Below are 16951 nucleotides of genomic sequence, written 5' to 3'. Positions count from 1 at the left end.
TCATCCCTTCATCTTGAGCGGCAAACCGGCCGCCACGAAATAAACCGTTGCGGCAAGCGCCGCGATATCCTGGTGCAACCGGCCCGCATGATCGCGGAACGCCCGTGCCATCGCGTTTTCCGGCACGATGCCGAGCCCGACCTCGTTCGAGACCAGCACCACCGGGCTTTCGATCCCGGCGAGCGTGTCGCACAGACGCCGGCTGCGCGCGGCGACATCGGCCTCGGCCATCATAAGGTTGGTGATCCAGACCGTCAGGCAGTCGACGAGGACCGCCCTGCCCGGGCGCGCCTCGCGCTTCAGCACGCTTTCCAGATCGTCCGCCTCCTCCACCGAAACCCATTGCGCGCCGCGCCGCGCCTTGTGCGTCCCGATACGCTGCCGCATTTCGTCGTCCCAGGCCTGCGCCGTCGCGACATAGACGGGCTCGAGCCCGCTATCCAGCACCAGCGTCTCGCCGAAAACCGACTTGCCGGAGCGTGCCCCGCCAAGGACAAGCGTCGCTCCCGCGCCGAGGTTTGCCGGCATCTCAGCCATCCTGCGCCGCAGCCTCCTCTTCCCTGATCGCGCGCGAGAGGAAGTGGCCGAGCAGGCCGCCGAGAACCAGCCAGAACAGGGCCGAGGTGACCACCGTCGCAATCACGAATTCGGCCGCGAGATTGGCCGGGACCGGAGACTCGTGCGACGCCGGCTGCGGCGCGCCATAGACATGCGGAGCGATGACCAACGCTGCGCCCGCCAGCATCCAGACGATCGAGCGCCTGAAGGCGAAGATCAGAAGACCGCCGGCGGTCAGAGTGACCGTTGCGACCCACCAGATCTGCCGCGCGACGAGATCGCCCGCCGCCATGCCGGGCAATTCCGGCGGCAGCCCGAAGTTCGGCGCGAGAACGAACACCGCAAATCCCGCCGCGCCCCATGCCAGTCCGTGCTGCAGCGACATCGGTTGGTTGAGAAGCAGAATGACGGCCGTCAGGATGAGGGAAAAGGCGACGCCGACGACGAGATTGGAAAGCAGCGTGAAGAATGTGCGTTGCCACCCGTCCCGCGGAGCCCACGCCTGTTCGTCCTCCGAATGTCCGGCATCGGCATGCGGCACGGCATTTTCATAGGTTTCCGCCTGATGGATCAGCGGAATCACCCGCACCGATTGCGCCGCTGTCGCGAACGCGCCAGCGAGCAATCCCGCGACAAGCGCGGCAAGAATGACTCTGGTCAACATGTCTCCTGCCCTAGTGGCAGGGCGCGACGATCGCGTGGCGCGTGTCGTGGGTCCCGTTATGCAGCGCGTCCGAATGGGCAAACGCGGCAAAATACAGCAGCGCCACGCCGAATACGCCTGCGAAAAGCGCCGTCGTCAGGCGTGCGGATGCCGAAACCGGCAACGTCGCCGATAGTGCTTGTGTTGCGAGCATGACAACCTCCGTGTTGCTCAGGCCAGTCGTGTAGACAGCTCTCGCCGTCCGGTCACATGGCAGGTCTCCTGGCTCATGGCGGATTTCCCGGCACCATCGCCTTCCCGGACATCTCCAGTGGCGCTCCCGACTTGAGGAGGTGTGGCGCCGCGCCATTCTACAGTCGCGGGGTCGGCTGTGATATGGGCGCCCGGCTTGGGTCCGCCCGTCACATTCCCTTTTCATCCCGCTTCGCGCTCGGCATCGCGGGAACCATGCATACAAAGCTTTAGGCCCCGCCGCGGCCCGGAGTCAATCGCGTTTGCGACGGCCCGAATCGGCACACCGGCAGCACCGGTTACCATGGGTTAACCACGCTCGTTACGATATCTGTTCGAGCCCCGCCAACGTCTACGCATGTTAACCCAACCGGTCTAAACAGGACCGGATTAAACAGGGCTGGCTATCCGGGCACGAATGATTGAGCGCCTCTTCATCGTGAATGACATTTCGGCTGCGTTTCGCAAAACGCTGCTCTGGTCGCTGGTTATTGCCTTTGTCTCGGTGATCGTGACCCAGTTGATGTACAACTGGTACTTCCCGGAAATCGCAGCGAACCACGGCAAGGAACTGCGAATATTCGGGTTCTTCGTCACGATGGCCATCGCGACACCCTTTGTCGGCCTGTTTGCCTATATGTCATTGAAAATGAGCGCGTTTAACGCGCATCTGAGGGAAATGGCGCACCGCGACGGCTTGACCGGCCTTCTCAACCGCACCGCGCTGGAAGAAAAGATCCATCGCCGCAACGCCGAACCCGACGACGGCAATCCCACCGAGGATGCGCTGATCATCATCGACATCGATCACTTCAAGACGATCAACGACACCCATGGCCATGCCGCCGGCGACCACGTGCTGCGCATGGTCAGCGTCTGCATCGCCGGCAACGTCTTCGAGCGCGATCACGTCGCCCGCATCGGCGGCGAGGAATTCGGCGTCTTTCTGATCAATGCGGGCGCTTCCGGCGCGGTAATCGCGGCCGAGCGCATTCGCGCCGCGCTCGAGGATTGCAAGACCCATTACGAGGGCGAGATCATCAAGGTGACCGCGAGCGTCGGCGGCGCGCTCTACCCGCGCGGCGCATCCTACCAGACGATCTACCAGGGCGCCGATTTCGCCCTCTACCGGGCCAAGCGCGGCGGCCGCAACGGTTGCGAGTTCAACGGTCTGCCGGCGATCTGGCATTCGCGCGCGGATAGCGCGATGGATCCGGATTTGGACCCGAAATCGGAAAACGGCTCGAACGCCGCCTGACGCATCACCCCGCCGCCGCCAGCAATGCCTCGATGTCGAGATGGCGCTCCATCTCCGCCGCGATGGCATCGAGCGCCGCATCGACGATCCCGCGGTGATCGCCGCCCGAGGACCGGGCGCCGAGGCTTTCCAGCCAGGCGGCGCGGAATGGCCCGCTGTCGAAAAGCCCGTGCAGATAGGTTCCGAACACCCGCCCGTCGGCCGAGACCGCGCCGTCCGGCCGGCCGCCGATTGTCAGCGCCGGCCGCACGCAATCCGGACCGCCGGTAACCCCCAGATGGATCTCGTATCCGGTCAGGTCGACGCCATACACGGTGGAATGCGCCGAAGCGTTCTCGACACGCTTTTCCGGCGCCATGTCCGTCTCGACGTCGAGCAGGCCGAGCCCCCCGGTTTCGCGGATCGAGCCCTCGAGGCCAAGCGGATCGCGCACCACCCGTCCCAGCATCTGATAGCCGCCGCAAATGCCGGCGACATGGCCGCCGCGCGCCGTATGTGCGCGGATGTCGGCATCCCAGCCGTTTTCGCGAAAGCGGATCAGGTCGGCGATGGTCGATTTCGATCCCGGAATGACGACCGCCGCCGCGTCGGCCGGCAGCCGCTCGCCCGGCCGCACGAACACGACCTCGACGCCCTCCTCGGCGGCCAGCGGATCGAGATCGTCGAAATTGGCGATACGGTCGGGCACCGGCACGGCGATAGTGATGCCCTTGCCCGACCCGGCGATGATCCGGTCGAGCGCGACCGAATCCTCCGCCGGAAGGCGCGCCGCGTCCTTCAGCCAGGGCAGCACCCCGAAGGAACGCCATCCGGTATGCCGCGAGATCGCCGACAGCCCGTCGTCGAACAGGCTGACATCGCCGCGAAACTTGTTGATCAGGAAGCCGCGGATCATCGCGCGGTCGGTTTCCGGCAGGATCGCATGCGTTCCCACCAGCGAGGCGATCACCCCGCCACGGTCGATGTCGCCGACCAGCACCACCGGCACGCCGGCCGCCGTCGCGAAGCCCATATTGGCGATGTCGCCGGCCCGCAGGTTGATTTCCGCCGGTGAACCCGCGCCTTCGACCAGCACGATGTCGGCTTCCGCGCGCATCCGCTCGTAGCTTTCCAGCACGCCGGCCAGAAGCTCCGGCTTCAGCCTCTGGTAGTCGCGTCCCTTCGCCTCGCCGCGCAGCTTGCCCTGCACGACGATCTGGCTGCCGTTTTCGCTCTGCGGCTTCAGCAGCACCGGGTTCATGTGCACGGAGGCGGGCGTCCGGCAGGCCAGCGCCTGCAGCCACTGCGCCCGCCCGATCTCGCCGCCATCGTCGGCGACGGCGGCGTTGTTCGACATGTTCTGCGGCTTGAACGGCCTGACCGTCATGCCACGATTGGCAAACAGGCGGCAAAGCCCGGCAACCAGCACCGTCTTGCCGACATCCGAGCCCGTTCCCTGAAACATGATCGCCTTGGTCATGCGCTCTTCGCTACTGGAAGAGCAGTCCGGTGAAAAGCACTATCGGCGGGATTTGAAGGCGGGACGCGCGCGCCCATTGTACCAGCACCATAACCGCAGGCAACGCTGGCGTCGCTTGCGGTCACCGGATAATCCGGTTGTCTGGAGTCCGCCAAAAACGCGGCGGAGGAAACAAGACTCCGGTACGCAGTACCTTCTCCGGAGGCGGAGGCGATTGTTTGTCGCCTCTTCCGGACAATAGGACCAACAGGGTTACCACGAGGTTATTGAGACCTTAAGCAAACATAAATTTGGCAGTTTTTTCAATTAACAAGTCGGGATGCCGCTGGCCTGCGCACCGCCGCATTTCTTCCCTTGCGGCAGCGCTCCCGGCGCTCCGATTTGGCGTTTTTTCCCGCCGGAACGGCCATATCTTGGTCATTGCGGCAAATGGCCCCTCGCATTCGCGCCCCGCAGCGGTCATATCTTGATGTTAAGGACTGGCGCTTGCCGCGATATGCGGTATCAAGAAAAAGATACGGATCGCCGGGATGCGAAATGGAATGCGCATGAGCCACTGGGTGCGAATCGGGCTGATCGCCGCTGCCGGCCTTCTCGCGGCGGGTTGCACCACGTCGCGCATCACCACCACCTACTACAATATTTCCGGCGTGACCGGCGCCGATCTCGACCGCGAAATCGCTCGCAAGGGGCCGCTCAAGGGCCATGCGCTGGCATCCACCGCCATCAAGTTCGTGCCCGTCGCGATTCGCTACGACGAAAGCGACGGCAACTGCCGGTACTCAAGCGCAAAGTTCCGCATCGAGGCGAATGTCACGCTGCCGCGCTGGCGCCAGCACCCGTCCAGCGATCCTGAACTGCGCTCGGCGTGGAAATATCTCGCCAACTACGCCCGCGAGCATGAAGACGTCCATATCGCCATCGCGGAGAAATACGCCGCCAAGATCGCCGACGAACTGGAAGCCATCCCGGCGAAGAAGTCCTGCGACAGTCTCGATGTGGCCGCCGAGGTCGTGCTGAAACGCAACCGGCACGAACACAATCGCGAACAGCTCGCCTTCGACGCCGCCGAACAGAAGCGCCTCGGCAAGATCTTCGACTGAGCAGGTCTTAGACAGAGACGGACGTGGCGGCGCGCCGCGATGTGCCGCGGCGCGCCGTTGTGCCGGTCTAGCGCAGTTCCTTGACGGCGCTGTCGAACGCCTTGCGCAGGCGATCCACAGCCATGTCGATCGTGTCCCTGGTCCAGATCAGCGGCGGCGACATGATCATCGTGTCCATCGTCGCCCGCAGCATCAGGCCGTTTTCGATTGCATGGTCGCGAATGACCACGGGCGCGGAGCCCAGCGGCTGGAAGCGTTCGCGGGTGTCGCGATCCTTGACGATCTCGATAGCGCCCATGAAACCGAAGGTGCGGATTTCGCCGACCAGCGGATGGTCGCCCAGCGCCGCCGTCAGCGCCTCGCGCAGGTAAGGACCGGTATCCTCGCGCACGCGATCGACCAGTCCCTCACGCTCGATGATCTCGATGTTCTTCAGCCCCACCGCGCAGGCCACCGGATGGCCCGAATAGGTGTAGCCGTGATTGAACTCGCCGCCCTTTTCCACCAGCGTGTTGGCGATGCGATCGCCGACGAGCAGCGCCGATAGCGGCTGGTAGCCCGAGGTCAGGCCCTTCGCGGTTGTCATCGTGTCCGCCTTGATGTCCATCGACTGCGCGGCGAACCATTCGCCGGTGCGGCCGTAACCGGTGATCACCTCGTCGAGCATCAGCAGGATGTCGTATTTCTGGCAGATGCGCTGGATTTCCGGCCAGTAACTCGCCGGCGGAATCTTGACGCCGCCCGCGCCCATGATCGGCTCGCCGATGAAGGCGGCGACCTTGTCGGCCCCCGCTTCCAGGATGGCGTCCTCCACGGCCTTTGCCGCGCGCAGGCCGAAATCGTGGTCGCTCTCGCCCGGATGCGCGTTCTCGAACGCATAGGGGCACATCACGTGGACGATGTTCGGCACCGCGCCGTGGAGCTGTTCGTGCATCCCCGTCATGCCGCCAAGCGACGTGCCGGCGATCGTCGAGCCGTGATAGGCCCAGTTGCGCGAGATGATCATGTTCTTTTCGGGCTTGCCTTCCAGCGCCCAGTAGTGACGCACGAGCCTGAGCGCCGTGTCGTTGGCCTCCGAGCCGGACGAGCCGTAGAACACCTGGTTCATGTGGGCCGGCGCGATCTCGGCAAGCTTGTGCGCCAACAGCGCCGGCGCCGGCGTCGTGCAGCGGAAGAACGAGTTGTAATAGGGCAGCTCGCGCATCTGCCTGGTCGCGGCCTCGACCAGTTCCTCGCGGCCGTAGCCGGCGTTGACGCACCACAGCCCCGCCATGCCGTCGAGGATCTCCTTGCCCTCGGTGTCGTAGATGAACGGCCCGTCGGCGCGGGTGATGATGCGCGTGCCCGCGGCGCGCAGGTCCTTGTGGTCGGTGAAGGGATGCAGGTGATGTGCATTGTCCATCGCGCGCATCTGGTCGAGCGAATAGTTCTGAAAAGTCATCGAAACCTCCTGAAAAAACGATAGGGATGCGCCTCGCGGCGCCTGTGTCGCGTTCAGGAAGGGACGTGGGGCGAGTAGCCTATGCGCGCGCACAACAGCAGCAGTTCGGCATGCAGCGTGCGCGTTGTCGGTTTCGAGATCATGCCACGAAAATAACGCCCGCGATTGCGCCGCGCAATCCGTAAATCCGCGCCCCTTTGCCGCCGCGCGATTCCGAAAACCTCCGATCGATTCCGCAAATCGTCTGCCGATTCCGAAAACCGCGCGGCGAAAGCGCCGTGCCGGCCCCATTTCGTCGCCAGCGCTGCCCGCCGGACGCGATCTCCTCGCCCGCAGCGGCGCACGAAAGGATGAAATCATGAAAACGCCATCTCGCTTGATGCAGTTGTCCGCCGCCGCCCTCCTGGGCCTGTCTTTTGCAACCGCCGCGATCGCACCCTCCGTCGCCGACGAGGCGCCGGTGAAAAAGGAAACCCGCGTCGACACCAGGACCACCGGCTCGATTCCCGGCCAGGCCTGTGATCCGAAGGATCCGAAGGCCGGTATCGTCTGCCACGTCACCCGCGGCAAGCCGGATGCGCGCTTCCCGTCCGCGCCGGTCAATCCCGCCTTCGGATTCTGATGCCGAAGCGCCGCGGACGCGCGGCACACAAAATGCCGGGAAAATCCGCCGACTCCTTTTCGCGGGCCGGCGGAACGATTATTTTACCGGCCATGGAACAGCAGGTCCCTTCGATCGCACTGATCGCCGAGATCGCCCTGCGTGGCGGCGCGGCGGGCATTTCGCTGCTCGTCGCCGGCCTTCTCCTTTCCATTCGCCCCCTGCACAAGGTGACGCTGTTCGGCGCGCTGTTTGCCGCCGGAGCGGCCGTCTATGCGATCACCGCGGTCGATCCGGTCCAGTCGGCGCTCGGCCCGCTGCATATCCCGCTCAGGCTTTTCGCCATGCTGTCGCCCGGCTTCTTCTGGCTTTTCATCATGGCGCTGTTCGACGACGAATTCGAATGGCGCGCCTGGATGGCGCTGCCGCTTGTCGCGATCGCGGCCCTCTTCTTCGTCTGCATTCCCTTCCCGGCGACCGAGCGCGGCTCGAAACTGCTTCATCTCCTGATCGTGCTGGCGCTGATGGCGCACGTCCTGATCCTGACGCACCGCAGCCTCAACGACGACCTCGTCGCCGCGCGCCGCCAGTTCACCAATATCGTCGCCGTCCTCGTGCCGCTGGTCTGTTTCGCCATCGGGATCATCGAATTCTATGAAATCCTGGATGTGCGCGGCGGCTATGGAAGCCACGCCGTCTCGGCGATCCTGTTCGCGGTCACCGCCGGTTTCGCCTTCGGCGTCGCCGGTATCCGCAAGTCGCTGTTTCCGGCCGCCCCGCAACCGCCGCGTCGGGCCAACGCGCCCAATTCGGCCGCCGACCGCTTCGATCTCGCCCGGCTGGAAAAGCTCGTCGACGAAGGCGTCTATCTCAATCCCGGACTGACCATCGGCGAACTGGCGAACCGCATGAACATGCCGGAACACCGCCTGCGCCGATTGATCAACAAGGGGCTCGGCTACCGCAATTTCGCGGCCTTTCTCAACGACCACCGCATCGAGGAGGCCAAGCGCCGGCTGTCCGAACCGGAAACCGCGCGCGACCAGATCACCAGCCTCGCCTTCGATCTCGGCTATTCCTCTCTGGCCCCCTTCAACCGCGCCTTCCGCGAACGCATCGGCATGAGCCCGTCCCAATATCGCGAAAAGGCGCTCGCCGGTGCCTGAGTGTTTCTGCGGGCGTCGATCTGGACAATCCGGACACCGGGCGCATGATCTTTACATCGTAAAGCCGGGGAGCGCCGAATGAGCGCGGCTAGATCCGTCCTTCTGACCGGGGCCTCCGGCTACATCGCCAAGCACATCGCCCTGCAGCTGCTCGAAGAGGGCTACACCGTCCGCGGCTCCGTGCGCGCCACGGATCGTGAACACGAGATCGCCGACGCGGTGCGCCCGCATCTTTCCGATCCAGCCGCCGAAAGCCGGCTGCGCTTCGTCGAGCTCGACCTGATGTCCGACAGCGGCTGGACCGAGGCGGCCGAAGGCATGGACGTCCTCGTCCACACCGCCTCGCCCCTCCCCCTCGAACAGCCGCAGAACGAGGACGATATCATCCGCCCCGCCGTCGACGGCACGTTGCGCGCCCTGCGTGCCGCGAAAGCCGCCGGCATAACCCGCGTCGTCCTGACGTCGTCGATCGCCGCGGTGGGAGAATCCGGCGGCATGCCGGCCGGCAGGATCTACGACGAAAGCGACTGGTCCGACCCCGACTGGCCGGAGATCACGCCCTACGCCAAGTCGAAGACGCTGGCCGAACGCGCCGCCTGGGATTTCGTGCGCACGCAGGCGCCCGACATGCACCTGACCGTCATCAACCCGGGCCTCGTGATCGGTCCGCCGCTCGACGGCCATATCGGCACGTCGCTGGCGCTCGTCCAGCGTATCCTGCGCGCCAAGGATCCGGCGGTGCCCAATATCGGCTTCGCCCTCGTCGACGTGCGCGATATCGCCGCCATGCATGTCCGGGCGATAGCCACGCCGCAAAGCATCGGCGCCCGCCATCTCGGCGTCTCGGGCTTTCTCTGGTTTCCGGAAATGGCGGCAGTTCTCGCCGCGCGGTACCCGGACCGCGGCATCGTCACCCGGCGCGCGCCAAACGCGGCGGTCCGCATGCTGGCGCAGGTTGACAGCGCCGCCAGGACTGCGGTTCCGCTGCTCGACATTCGCCGCGAATTTACCAGTGCTCGGACGCGCGAGGTCTTCGGCATGGACTTCATCCCGGTGGACGAAGCCCTGTGCGCCACAGCGCAATTCCTGATTGAAAACGGACTTGTGTGAACGCCGGCGTCAGCCGCGCCGGCGGCCCCGGCGTTCGCGGCGCGGCGCGGCATCGCCGGTCGCCGCCGACTTGTTCTTTAACGGCCCGATCTTGGCGACCACGTCGTCCAGCGTCGGCCGCGCGCCCTTTGTGTGGTGATCCAGCGCTTCGCGCATCGCCCTGAGGTGATCGCAGGTCGTGCCGCAGCACCCGCCGATGATCGTCGCGCCCGCATCGAGCGCGAGATGGACGTAGTCGGCCATCAGTTCCGGCGTGCCCGAATAGACGATCTTCTCGCCCTGGAATTGCGGAATGCCGCAATTGCCCTTGACGATCAGCGTCGCGTCCGGCTTCGCCGCGCTCATGTCGAGCAGCGAGGACAGGATGTCCGGCGCGCCGACGCCGCAATTGGCGCCGATCGCGATCGGCTGTTCCGGCTCCCCGTCGAGCACCGTGTGCATGTCCTTCGGATGCAGGCCCATCATCGTCTTGCCGGCCGTATCGAAGGACCCGGTGAAGACATAGGGCATCCCCGCCGCGATCGCGCCTTCGGCGGCCGCGCGGATTTCCTCCGGCGACGACATGGTCTCGATCCAGGCGACATCCGCGCCGCCGGCCTTCAGCCCCTCGATCTGTTCCTTGAACGCTTCGACGGCCTTCTCGAAGGTAAGCGCGCCGAGCGGTACCAGCAGTTCTCCCGTCGGCCCGACGGAACCCGCGACGATGACCTTGTGGTCCGCCTTGTCGGCGACCGCGCGCGCCAGTTCGGCGGCCTTTTTGTTGAGTTCGAACACCCGGTCCTGCGCGTCGTGCAGCTGCAGCCGGTGCCGCGTCCCGCCGAACGAGTTCGTCAGGATGATATCGGCGCCCGCGTCGACGAAATCCTGGTGCAGCTTGGTGATCTTTTCCGGCGCGTCCGTGTTCCACAATTCGGGCGCGTCGCCGGACATCAGACCCATCGCAAACAGATTGGTGCCCGTCGCCCCGTCGGCGAGAAGCACGCCCTTTTCGGCGATGAGATCGGAAAGCGGATTGGACATGCGAATACCTCGATTGCAACTGATATAATGATATAAAGACATCGTTATATGTTTGCAACGGAGAAACGTTCGGTCATACCGCCATTCGGCAGCTTTGACCGCCGTCAATTCGTGCCGCTTCCATGACCGTTACGGTCGCCGGGAATCGCAGAGAGGAGCGGCGCGCCAGACCATGAATGACAAGACAAGAACACGCGGCTTCGCAACGGCCGCCATCTGGATCGCCGTCGCTCTCATCGCCTCGCTCACCATCACCGGACCCTTCGCCGGGCTGAGCCGCGAGGCCCAGTCCGCCGGCGCCATCGGCCTGATCATGGCCGTCCTGTGGATGACCGAGGCGCTGCCGCTTCCCGTCACGGCGCTGCTGCCGCTGGTCTTCTTTCCGCTGTTCGGCATCGCCTCGGTCGAGCGGCTCGGCCCGTCCTACGCCAATCCGGTGATCTTCCTGTTTCTCGGCGGCTTCCTGATCGCGCGCGCCATCGAGAAATGGAACCTGCACCGCCGCCTGGCATTCGCGATCCTGGCAAGGACCAGCGGCGACCCGGCCGTCGTCATTCTTGCCGTGATGGCCGTCACCGCGTTCCTCAGCCTGTGGATCTCCAACACCGCGGCGGCGATGGTGGTCGCGCCGATCGCCGCCTCGATCGCCGCCATGCGCTCCGGCGACCGCGAATTCGCGCCCGCGGTCATGCTCGGCACGGCCTATGCCGCGACCATCGGCGGCATCGGGTCGCTGATCGGCACGCCGCCCAACGCGCTGTTCGCCGCCTATATGGAAAAGACCCACGGCGTCGTCATCGGTTTCGCCGAGTGGATGCTGGTCGGACTGCCCGTCGTCTTCATCCTGCTGCCGGTCACGTGGCTGGTCCTGACCAGATGGGCCTTCCGGCCGGAACCGGGCCACATGGACGTCGGCATTTCCGGGCTCGGGGCGATGTCATCGGGCGAAAAGCGGGTCGCCGTCGTCGCGTTTCTGACCGCGCTTGGCTGGGTCGCCCGCCCGGCGCTGGCGAAGCTCGTTCCGGGCCTGGCGCTCACCGACGCCGGCATCGCCATGGCCGGCGCCGTCGCCCTGTTCGTCATTCCCGCCGGCGGCGGCCAAAAAACGCGCCTGCTCGACTGGAACACCGCCGCGGGCCTGCGCTGGGACGTGCTGATCCTGTTCGGCGGCGGGCTCGCACTGGCGTCCGCGATCGACGACACCGGCCTCGCCGTCTGGATCGGCGAACGCGCCGAGGCGCTGCAAGGCTTTCCCGTGATCGCGATCCTGCTGACGCTGGCGGTGATCATCGTCTATCTCGGCGAACTCGCCTCCAACACCGCCATGGCGGCGATCTTCCTGCCCGTCGCCGGTGCGATGGCGCTGGCGATGGGAGCCGATGTGATGGTGTTCGCCCTGCCGGTGGCGATGGCCGCGTCGATCGGGTTCATGCTGCCGGTGGCGACGCCGCCCAACGCCATCGTCTTCGCCAATCCCGCCGTCACCCGAACCGACATGATCCGCGCCGGCGCCGGGCTGGACGTCATCGGCATCGCCGTGGCGCTTGCCGCCGGCGCGGTTCTCGGCCCCCTCGTCTTCGGGTGAATCGGACATGAAAAAGCCGGGGCAACGTTTTGCCCCGGCTGGTCTTTTTCATGCTGGATCGTGGCGCGGAACGATCAGGCCGCCTTGCGCTGCGCGTCCCTGCGCGGCTCGCCGGTCTCGCGCCGTTCCTCGGTCGAGAACTGGGCGATCATCTGCGCCAGGTTCTGCGCCTCCTCGGCGAGCGAATGGCTGGCAGCGGTCGTCTCCTCGACCATCGCCGCGTTCTGCTGCGTGGTCTGGTCCATGTCGTTGATCGCGACGTTGATCTCCTGCAGACCCATCGCCTGTTCGCGCGACGATGTCGCGATCGTCTCGACGCGCTGGCTGATCTCCTGCACGCCGTCGGCAATCGCCTTCAGGGCGGCGCCGGTCGCGTTGACCAGTTCGACCCCGTTCTCGACTTCCGAGGCCGAGGTGTCGATCAGGCTCTTGATCTCCTTGGCCGCGGTGGCGGAGCGCTGGGCGAGTTCGCGCACTTCCTGCGCGACCACCGCGAAGCCCTTGCCGGCCTCGCCGGCACGCGCCGCTTCCACGCCGGCATTCAGCGCCAGCAGGTTGGTCTGGAAGGCGATCTCGTCGATGACCGTGGTGATCTCGGTGATCCGCCGCGACGATTCCTCGATGCGGCCCATCGCCGAGACCGCGTTGCGCACGACACTGCCGGACTCCTCGGCTTCGTCGCGCGCCTTGGCGACGATGTCGCGCGCCTCGGCGGCGCCGGTCGACGACTGCTTCACCGTCGCGGTGATCTCGTCGAGCGCGGCGGCGGTTTCCTCGAGCGCCGCGGCCTGCTGTTCGGTGCGCCGCGACAGGTCGTTGGTCGCCGAGCTGATCTCGCTCGCCCCGCCCTGGATCGTCTCGATGGTCTTGGCGATCGAGCTGACCATGGTGCGAAGCTGGGCGGCGGTGCGGTTGAAGTCGGCGCGCAGCTTGGCGTAGTCGGAACCGAGATCGTCGACCTCGACCGTCAGGTCGCCGGCGGAGAGCCGGTCGAGCGCGGCGCCAAGCGAGTCCACAACCGCGATCTGGGCGGCGCTGACACGGGCCGTCTGTGCGTCATGGGCCTGGCGCTGGCCTTCGATTTCCTTCTGCTGCTCGTCCTTGCGCAGCTCCAGTTCGTTGCGCTCGACGACGGATTCGCGCAACGCGACCAGCGCGTTCGCCATCTCGCCGATCTCGTCGCCGCGCGTCGCATGCGGCACGTCGTTTGTCGTGTCGTTGCGCGCAACCTCGTTCATCACCGTCTTCAGATCCGTGATCGGACGCGAAATCGAGCGGCCGATGGCAAAGGCGGCCAGCATCGTGGCAACCGCCGTGACCAGCAGCGTGATGACCGCGGTCATGATCGAGCGCATCAGCAGCGCCTGCAGATCGTCGGCATAGACGCCCGTGCCGACGACCCAGCCCCAGGGCTTGAATCCGGCCACATGCGAATATTTCTTCACCGGCGCGTCGAAGCCGGGCTTCGGCCACATGTAATCGACGAAACCGGCGCCCTTCGCTTCGACGACGTCGATCATCTCGGCGAAGAACTTCTTGCCGGTCGGATCCTCCATCCCGATCAGGTTTTTGCCGTTCAGCGCGGGCTTGATCGGGTGAGCGATCATCACGCCGTCGAGGCGCTGCAGCCAGAAATAGCCGTCCGTACCGTAACGCATCGCCATGATCGCGTCCGTGGCGCGCTTCTGTGCCTCGTCGACCGTCATGTCGCCGGCTTCGGCGCGAGCGTTGTAATCCGCCATGATCGAGACGGCATTGGCGTTCATGTCGGCGAGCTTGGCCTTGCGTTCGGCAACGGCGATGGCATGGCCCGAATAGGTTTCATAGGCGACGGCCGCCGCCATGAAGGCGAGCGCGAGCGCGGTGAGAACATAGATGCGGTGCGATATTTTCAGGGATTTCATCTGGGGACTTCCGGCTTACGTTGCTGGAGGTCATTAGATTGAATCAAATTTAAACAAATGCTTATCGCCTGCCCCTCGAAATTGAGAATCGGAAAGTTACCTTTTCGCAACGCACAATGTGCAGGCGCATGCCGTGACGGAACGAGGACGCCTCCCGGCGTCCTTCTCTCAGCGTTCCGTAGACTTCGCCCCGTAGGGACAACCGGGGCAAGTGCGCGTGCATTTGCCTGGATCGGGCACGGTTCGCCCGGCAAAGCCGGCGGCGGGTGCGGACCCGCCTCCCGGCCTCGGCGACCGGCCGGTCAACATACCGCGCGCTCCAGCGCATCCCAGTCGCCCATGCGCCACTTCGCGCCGGTCACCGCTTCCATCATCCCGTTGAAGATGTCCGCCGGCATGCCCGTCTGCATGCCGGTCAGCATCCCGATGCGTTCGGCCGGGCTCGCGCCGCCCAGCATGAAGCGCAGGAACTTTGCCATCTTCATCGGCGGAATGTTCTGCACGATCCGCTGATGGATGCCGGCGATTTCCTCGGCCGAGAAATGCTTCTCGATCAATGGCTGCAATTCGGTCTCCTCCTCATGCATGTGCGCGAAGTCGTCGGCGACGAACAGCGCGAAGCGCTGGTAGAGACGGCGCAGTTTCGCCGCGCGGTCGATGGTTGCCGAGGCGACGTCTTCCGCCAGCCGGGCGAGTTCCTCGAACGAGTTCAGATGCTCGCCGTGATCCTCGGACGCGTGATCGCTGCCGCCCGGGCAGCGCGCCTCGATAGCGGTGTGGATTGCGCTGTTCTCGTGTTCCAGATGGCTGCGGCTGATCTCGAGATGCTCGGCAAGCCGGGCGAGCGTGGCATCGACGGCGGCATCGTCGGCCGGGTCGGTCTGCCCGATCGCGACGAGCATCCTGGCATTGGCGAAGCGAATGCCCTTGTGGACCATGTAGTAGAGATCTTCCTTGGCCTGTGCCTCGGCGGTGATTTTTGTTTCGGCGTTCATCATGCCGTCTCCTGTTGGGCTGCGGACCGTCCGCGGCCGGATGGAGCGCCCAAATATCCGATTTTCATTTCCTGAGAAGCCGGGCATAAATACATTCACTTTCCGGAAAATTCGGACAATCCGGTTGGAACGTCGATGGACCAGCTGCGGGCAATGAAAGTCTTTCTGCGCGTCGCCGAGCGCGGCAGCCTGTCGGCGGCCAGCGCCGATCTCGGCATGGCCCGCGGCGCCGCCAGCGCCATCGTGTCGGACCTGGAGAAATATCTCGGCGTGCAATTGCTGGAGCGCACGACCCGCAGCCTTCGGCTCACCGAAGACGGCCAGCATTATGTCGACCGAGCCCGCGGCATCGTCGCCGATATCGAAAGCCTGGAGGACGAGGTCGGCGGCGCGAAGCGGCGGCCGCGCGGACGATTGCGCGTGCAGATACCCCCCGGCCTGTCCCGCCTCGTTGTCGCTCCCGCGCTGCCGCGTTTTTGCGACGCCTATCCGGAGATCGAGCTGCAGGTTTTGTCGCGCAACAGCCTGCCGGACTTCGTCGCCGAGGAAATCGACGCCGCCGTCGTGATCGGCCCGATCCCGGCCCTCGACATCGTTGCGCGGCCGGTCGGCGCGATCCCCTACATGACGGTTGCGGCTCCGGCCTATCTCCAACGCTGCGGCGTGCCGGCGGCGCCCGATGATCTCGGCGGGCACAATTGCATCCCCGTCCTGTCGACGGCGACCGGCCGGCCCGTTCCCTGGCGCTTCCGCACCGCGGGGCGGAATTCGACGGTCCCGGTAGCCGGGGCGCTTGCCTTCGAATCCGCCGAGGCCGCCGTGGCCGCCGCCGTTCGCGGCGCCGGCATCCTGCAGCTGGCGAGTTACCTTGTCTATCAGGAGGTCAAGGCGGGAAAGCTGGTTCCGGTGCTGGAATCCTGCCGCCCGCAGGCCGACCAGATTTATGTCGTGCACAAGAAGCATCGCCTGAAACCGCGCAAGTTGCGCGTCTTCGAGGAATTTCTCATCGACCTGAACGCGCAAACCCGCCGCAAGTGGCAGATCACGGCGGTCGACTGACCTCAGTCTTCGTCATTGCCCTCGACCAGATTGTGCGCCGCCCATTGCACATGCGGAATTTGGTCGCCGATGCGGAATTCGAAGGCCGCGATGTCGTCGAGCTTTCGCGTCAGCGAGCATTTGAAGGCGAGCCGGTACCACTTTCCCCTGCTGCGGAATGCCGCGCCCGCCGCGTCGATAGCGTCGCGCCCGATCCGGATGTCGCCCATGGAATAGGCGGCGAGCAGGTCCGGGTTGTAGTCGCCGCCCAGCGCCGCGATCTGCTCCAGCGCCTCGATCGAGCACAATTGCACGACGCGCTCGTCGGGCGCGAGTTGCGGCAGGGCCGCCTTGGCGTCGGCGCTGCGCGGATCGTCCAGCGCCGCCATCGCCAGGAAACGCTTTGCCACGATCGTCTCCCCGGCATGCGGCGGCGGCGGCAAGTCGGCCGGAAAGGAGATGACGTCCGGAGGCGATTCCGGCAGCGCCATCGCGGGCGCCGGCAATGCCGGCGCCGGAATGGCGGATGGCTGCGGCCGGATCATCGCCTCGAACTGCCCCGGATCGAGCAGCTGGACCTGAATGCTCCTTTCCTTGTGCACCGGCGGCGGCGGTTTCGGCACCGCCAAGAGCAGCGCCAGCAGGAAAGCGAGATGCAGGGCCAGCGAGGCAAGGAAACCGGGATCGCGGAGGCGATGGCCGAGCGCGCCGATCCGTCCCGTCGCGGCATGCGCGACCGGTGGCATCGCCGCTCCGGGCGTCATGCCGCGCGCACCTTCGCTGTCAGTCCTTCACGAGGCCCCATGCCGCAATGTCTG

At 65.5% G+C, this 16951-nt stretch carries 16 protein-coding genes and 1 riboswitch; of the genes, 7 read left to right on the top strand and 9 right to left on the bottom strand.

Annotated elements, in window-relative coordinates; genetic code table 11:
* From cobU to IG169_RS13575, 3 genes are read right to left on the bottom strand one after another with little or no spacing between them, the layout of a single operon-like run.
* Positions 1-537, bottom strand: a complete 537-nt coding sequence (gene cobU, locus IG169_RS13585; protein WP_193176758.1) for a bifunctional adenosylcobinamide kinase/adenosylcobinamide-phosphate guanylyltransferase — start codon at positions 535-537, stop codon at positions 1-3.
* A complete protein-coding gene (locus tag IG169_RS13580; protein WP_193176757.1) occupies positions 530-1222 on the bottom strand; it encodes a CbtA family protein in 693 nt (230 codons plus the stop codon). Before IG169_RS13580 ends, cobU begins: the two co-directional genes overlap by 8 nt.
* Positions 1223-1232: 10 nt before the next feature.
* Positions 1233-1415: a CbtB domain-containing protein gene (locus IG169_RS13575; protein ID WP_246717375.1), complete on the bottom strand. Its 183-nt coding sequence runs from the start codon at positions 1413-1415 to the stop codon at positions 1233-1235.
* Between the two features lie 41 nt (positions 1416-1456).
* Positions 1457-1687, bottom strand: a riboswitch (cobalamin riboswitch).
* A gap of 184 nt (positions 1688-1871) precedes the next feature.
* Between IG169_RS13575 and IG169_RS13570 the strand changes: the two genes are divergently transcribed.
* Positions 1872-2711 (top strand): GGDEF domain-containing protein, encoded by an 840-nt coding sequence (locus tag IG169_RS13570; RefSeq protein ID WP_193176756.1) that lies wholly within the window; start codon positions 1872-1874, stop codon positions 2709-2711.
* 4 nt (positions 2712-2715) lie between these two features.
* Here IG169_RS13570 and IG169_RS13565 read toward each other — a convergent pair whose 3' ends face one another.
* Positions 2716-4170, bottom strand: a complete 1455-nt coding sequence (locus tag IG169_RS13565; protein ID WP_193176755.1) for a cobyric acid synthase — start codon at positions 4168-4170, stop codon at positions 2716-2718.
* A 548-nt stretch (positions 4171-4718) separates the two neighbouring features.
* Here IG169_RS13565 and IG169_RS13560 point away from each other — a divergent pair.
* Positions 4719-5273, top strand: a complete 555-nt coding sequence (locus IG169_RS13560) for a DUF922 domain-containing protein (protein WP_193176754.1) — start codon at positions 4719-4721, stop codon at positions 5271-5273.
* Positions 5274-5340: 67 nt separating this feature from the next.
* Here IG169_RS13560 and IG169_RS13555 read toward each other — a convergent pair whose 3' ends face one another.
* The gene (locus IG169_RS13555; RefSeq protein WP_193176753.1) at positions 5341-6714 is read right to left on the bottom strand and encodes an aspartate aminotransferase family protein; all 1374 of its coding nucleotides are present in this window, start codon (positions 6712-6714) and stop codon (positions 5341-5343) included.
* A 358-nt stretch (positions 6715-7072) separates the two neighbouring features.
* Here IG169_RS13555 and IG169_RS13550 point away from each other — a divergent pair, with 358 nt between their 5' ends.
* The 3 genes from IG169_RS13550 (at position 7073) to IG169_RS13540 (ending at position 9591) form a co-directional block, all read left to right on the top strand.
* Complete coding sequence (locus IG169_RS13550; RefSeq protein ID WP_193176752.1) at positions 7073-7336, top strand: hypothetical protein; 264 nt, start codon at positions 7073-7075, stop codon at positions 7334-7336.
* 92 nt (positions 7337-7428) lie between these two features.
* The gene (locus tag IG169_RS13545) at positions 7429-8481 is read left to right on the top strand and encodes an AraC family transcriptional regulator (RefSeq protein WP_193176751.1); all 1053 of its coding nucleotides are present in this window, start codon (positions 7429-7431) and stop codon (positions 8479-8481) included.
* A gap of 78 nt (positions 8482-8559) precedes the next feature.
* The gene (locus IG169_RS13540; protein WP_193176750.1) at positions 8560-9591 is read left to right on the top strand and encodes an NAD-dependent epimerase/dehydratase family protein; all 1032 of its coding nucleotides are present in this window, start codon (positions 8560-8562) and stop codon (positions 9589-9591) included.
* Positions 9592-9600: 9 nt separating this feature from the next.
* Here IG169_RS13540 and bmt read toward each other — a convergent pair whose 3' ends face one another.
* The gene (bmt, locus tag IG169_RS13535; protein ID WP_193176749.1) at positions 9601-10611 is read right to left on the bottom strand and encodes a betaine--homocysteine S-methyltransferase; all 1011 of its coding nucleotides are present in this window, start codon (positions 10609-10611) and stop codon (positions 9601-9603) included.
* Positions 10612-10783: 172 nt separating this feature from the next.
* On the opposite strand from bmt, the gene IG169_RS13530 reads away from it, so the two are divergent.
* Positions 10784-12196, top strand: a complete 1413-nt coding sequence (locus IG169_RS13530; RefSeq protein ID WP_193176748.1) for an SLC13 family permease — start codon at positions 10784-10786, stop codon at positions 12194-12196.
* A 74-nt stretch (positions 12197-12270) separates the two neighbouring features.
* Here IG169_RS13530 and IG169_RS13525 read toward each other — a convergent pair whose 3' ends face one another.
* Both IG169_RS13525 and IG169_RS13520 read right to left on the bottom strand, forming a co-directional pair.
* Positions 12271-14100 (bottom strand): methyl-accepting chemotaxis protein, encoded by a 1830-nt coding sequence (locus IG169_RS13525; protein ID WP_193176747.1) that lies wholly within the window; start codon positions 14098-14100, stop codon positions 12271-12273.
* Positions 14101-14402: 302 nt separating this feature from the next.
* A complete protein-coding gene (locus IG169_RS13520; protein ID WP_193176746.1) occupies positions 14403-15098 on the bottom strand; it encodes a hemerythrin domain-containing protein in 696 nt (231 codons plus the stop codon).
* 132 nt (positions 15099-15230) lie between these two features.
* On the opposite strand from IG169_RS13520, the gene IG169_RS13515 reads away from it, so the two are divergent.
* Positions 15231-16154, top strand: a complete 924-nt coding sequence (locus IG169_RS13515) for a LysR family transcriptional regulator (RefSeq protein ID WP_193176745.1) — start codon at positions 15231-15233, stop codon at positions 16152-16154.
* A gap of 2 nt (positions 16155-16156) precedes the next feature.
* On the opposite strand, the gene IG169_RS13510 is transcribed toward IG169_RS13515, so the two are convergent.
* The gene (locus IG169_RS13510; protein WP_193176744.1) at positions 16157-16897 is read right to left on the bottom strand and encodes a DUF930 domain-containing protein; all 741 of its coding nucleotides are present in this window, start codon (positions 16895-16897) and stop codon (positions 16157-16159) included.
* Between the last annotated feature and the right edge of the window lie 54 nt (positions 16898-16951).

This window comes from Oricola nitratireducens (assembly GCF_014904745.1).
Lineage (GTDB): Bacteria > Pseudomonadota > Alphaproteobacteria > Rhizobiales > Rhizobiaceae > Oricola > Oricola nitratireducens.
Note: the sequence above shows the minus strand (reverse complement) of the source record. Positions and strands in the feature narration are given on the sequence as shown.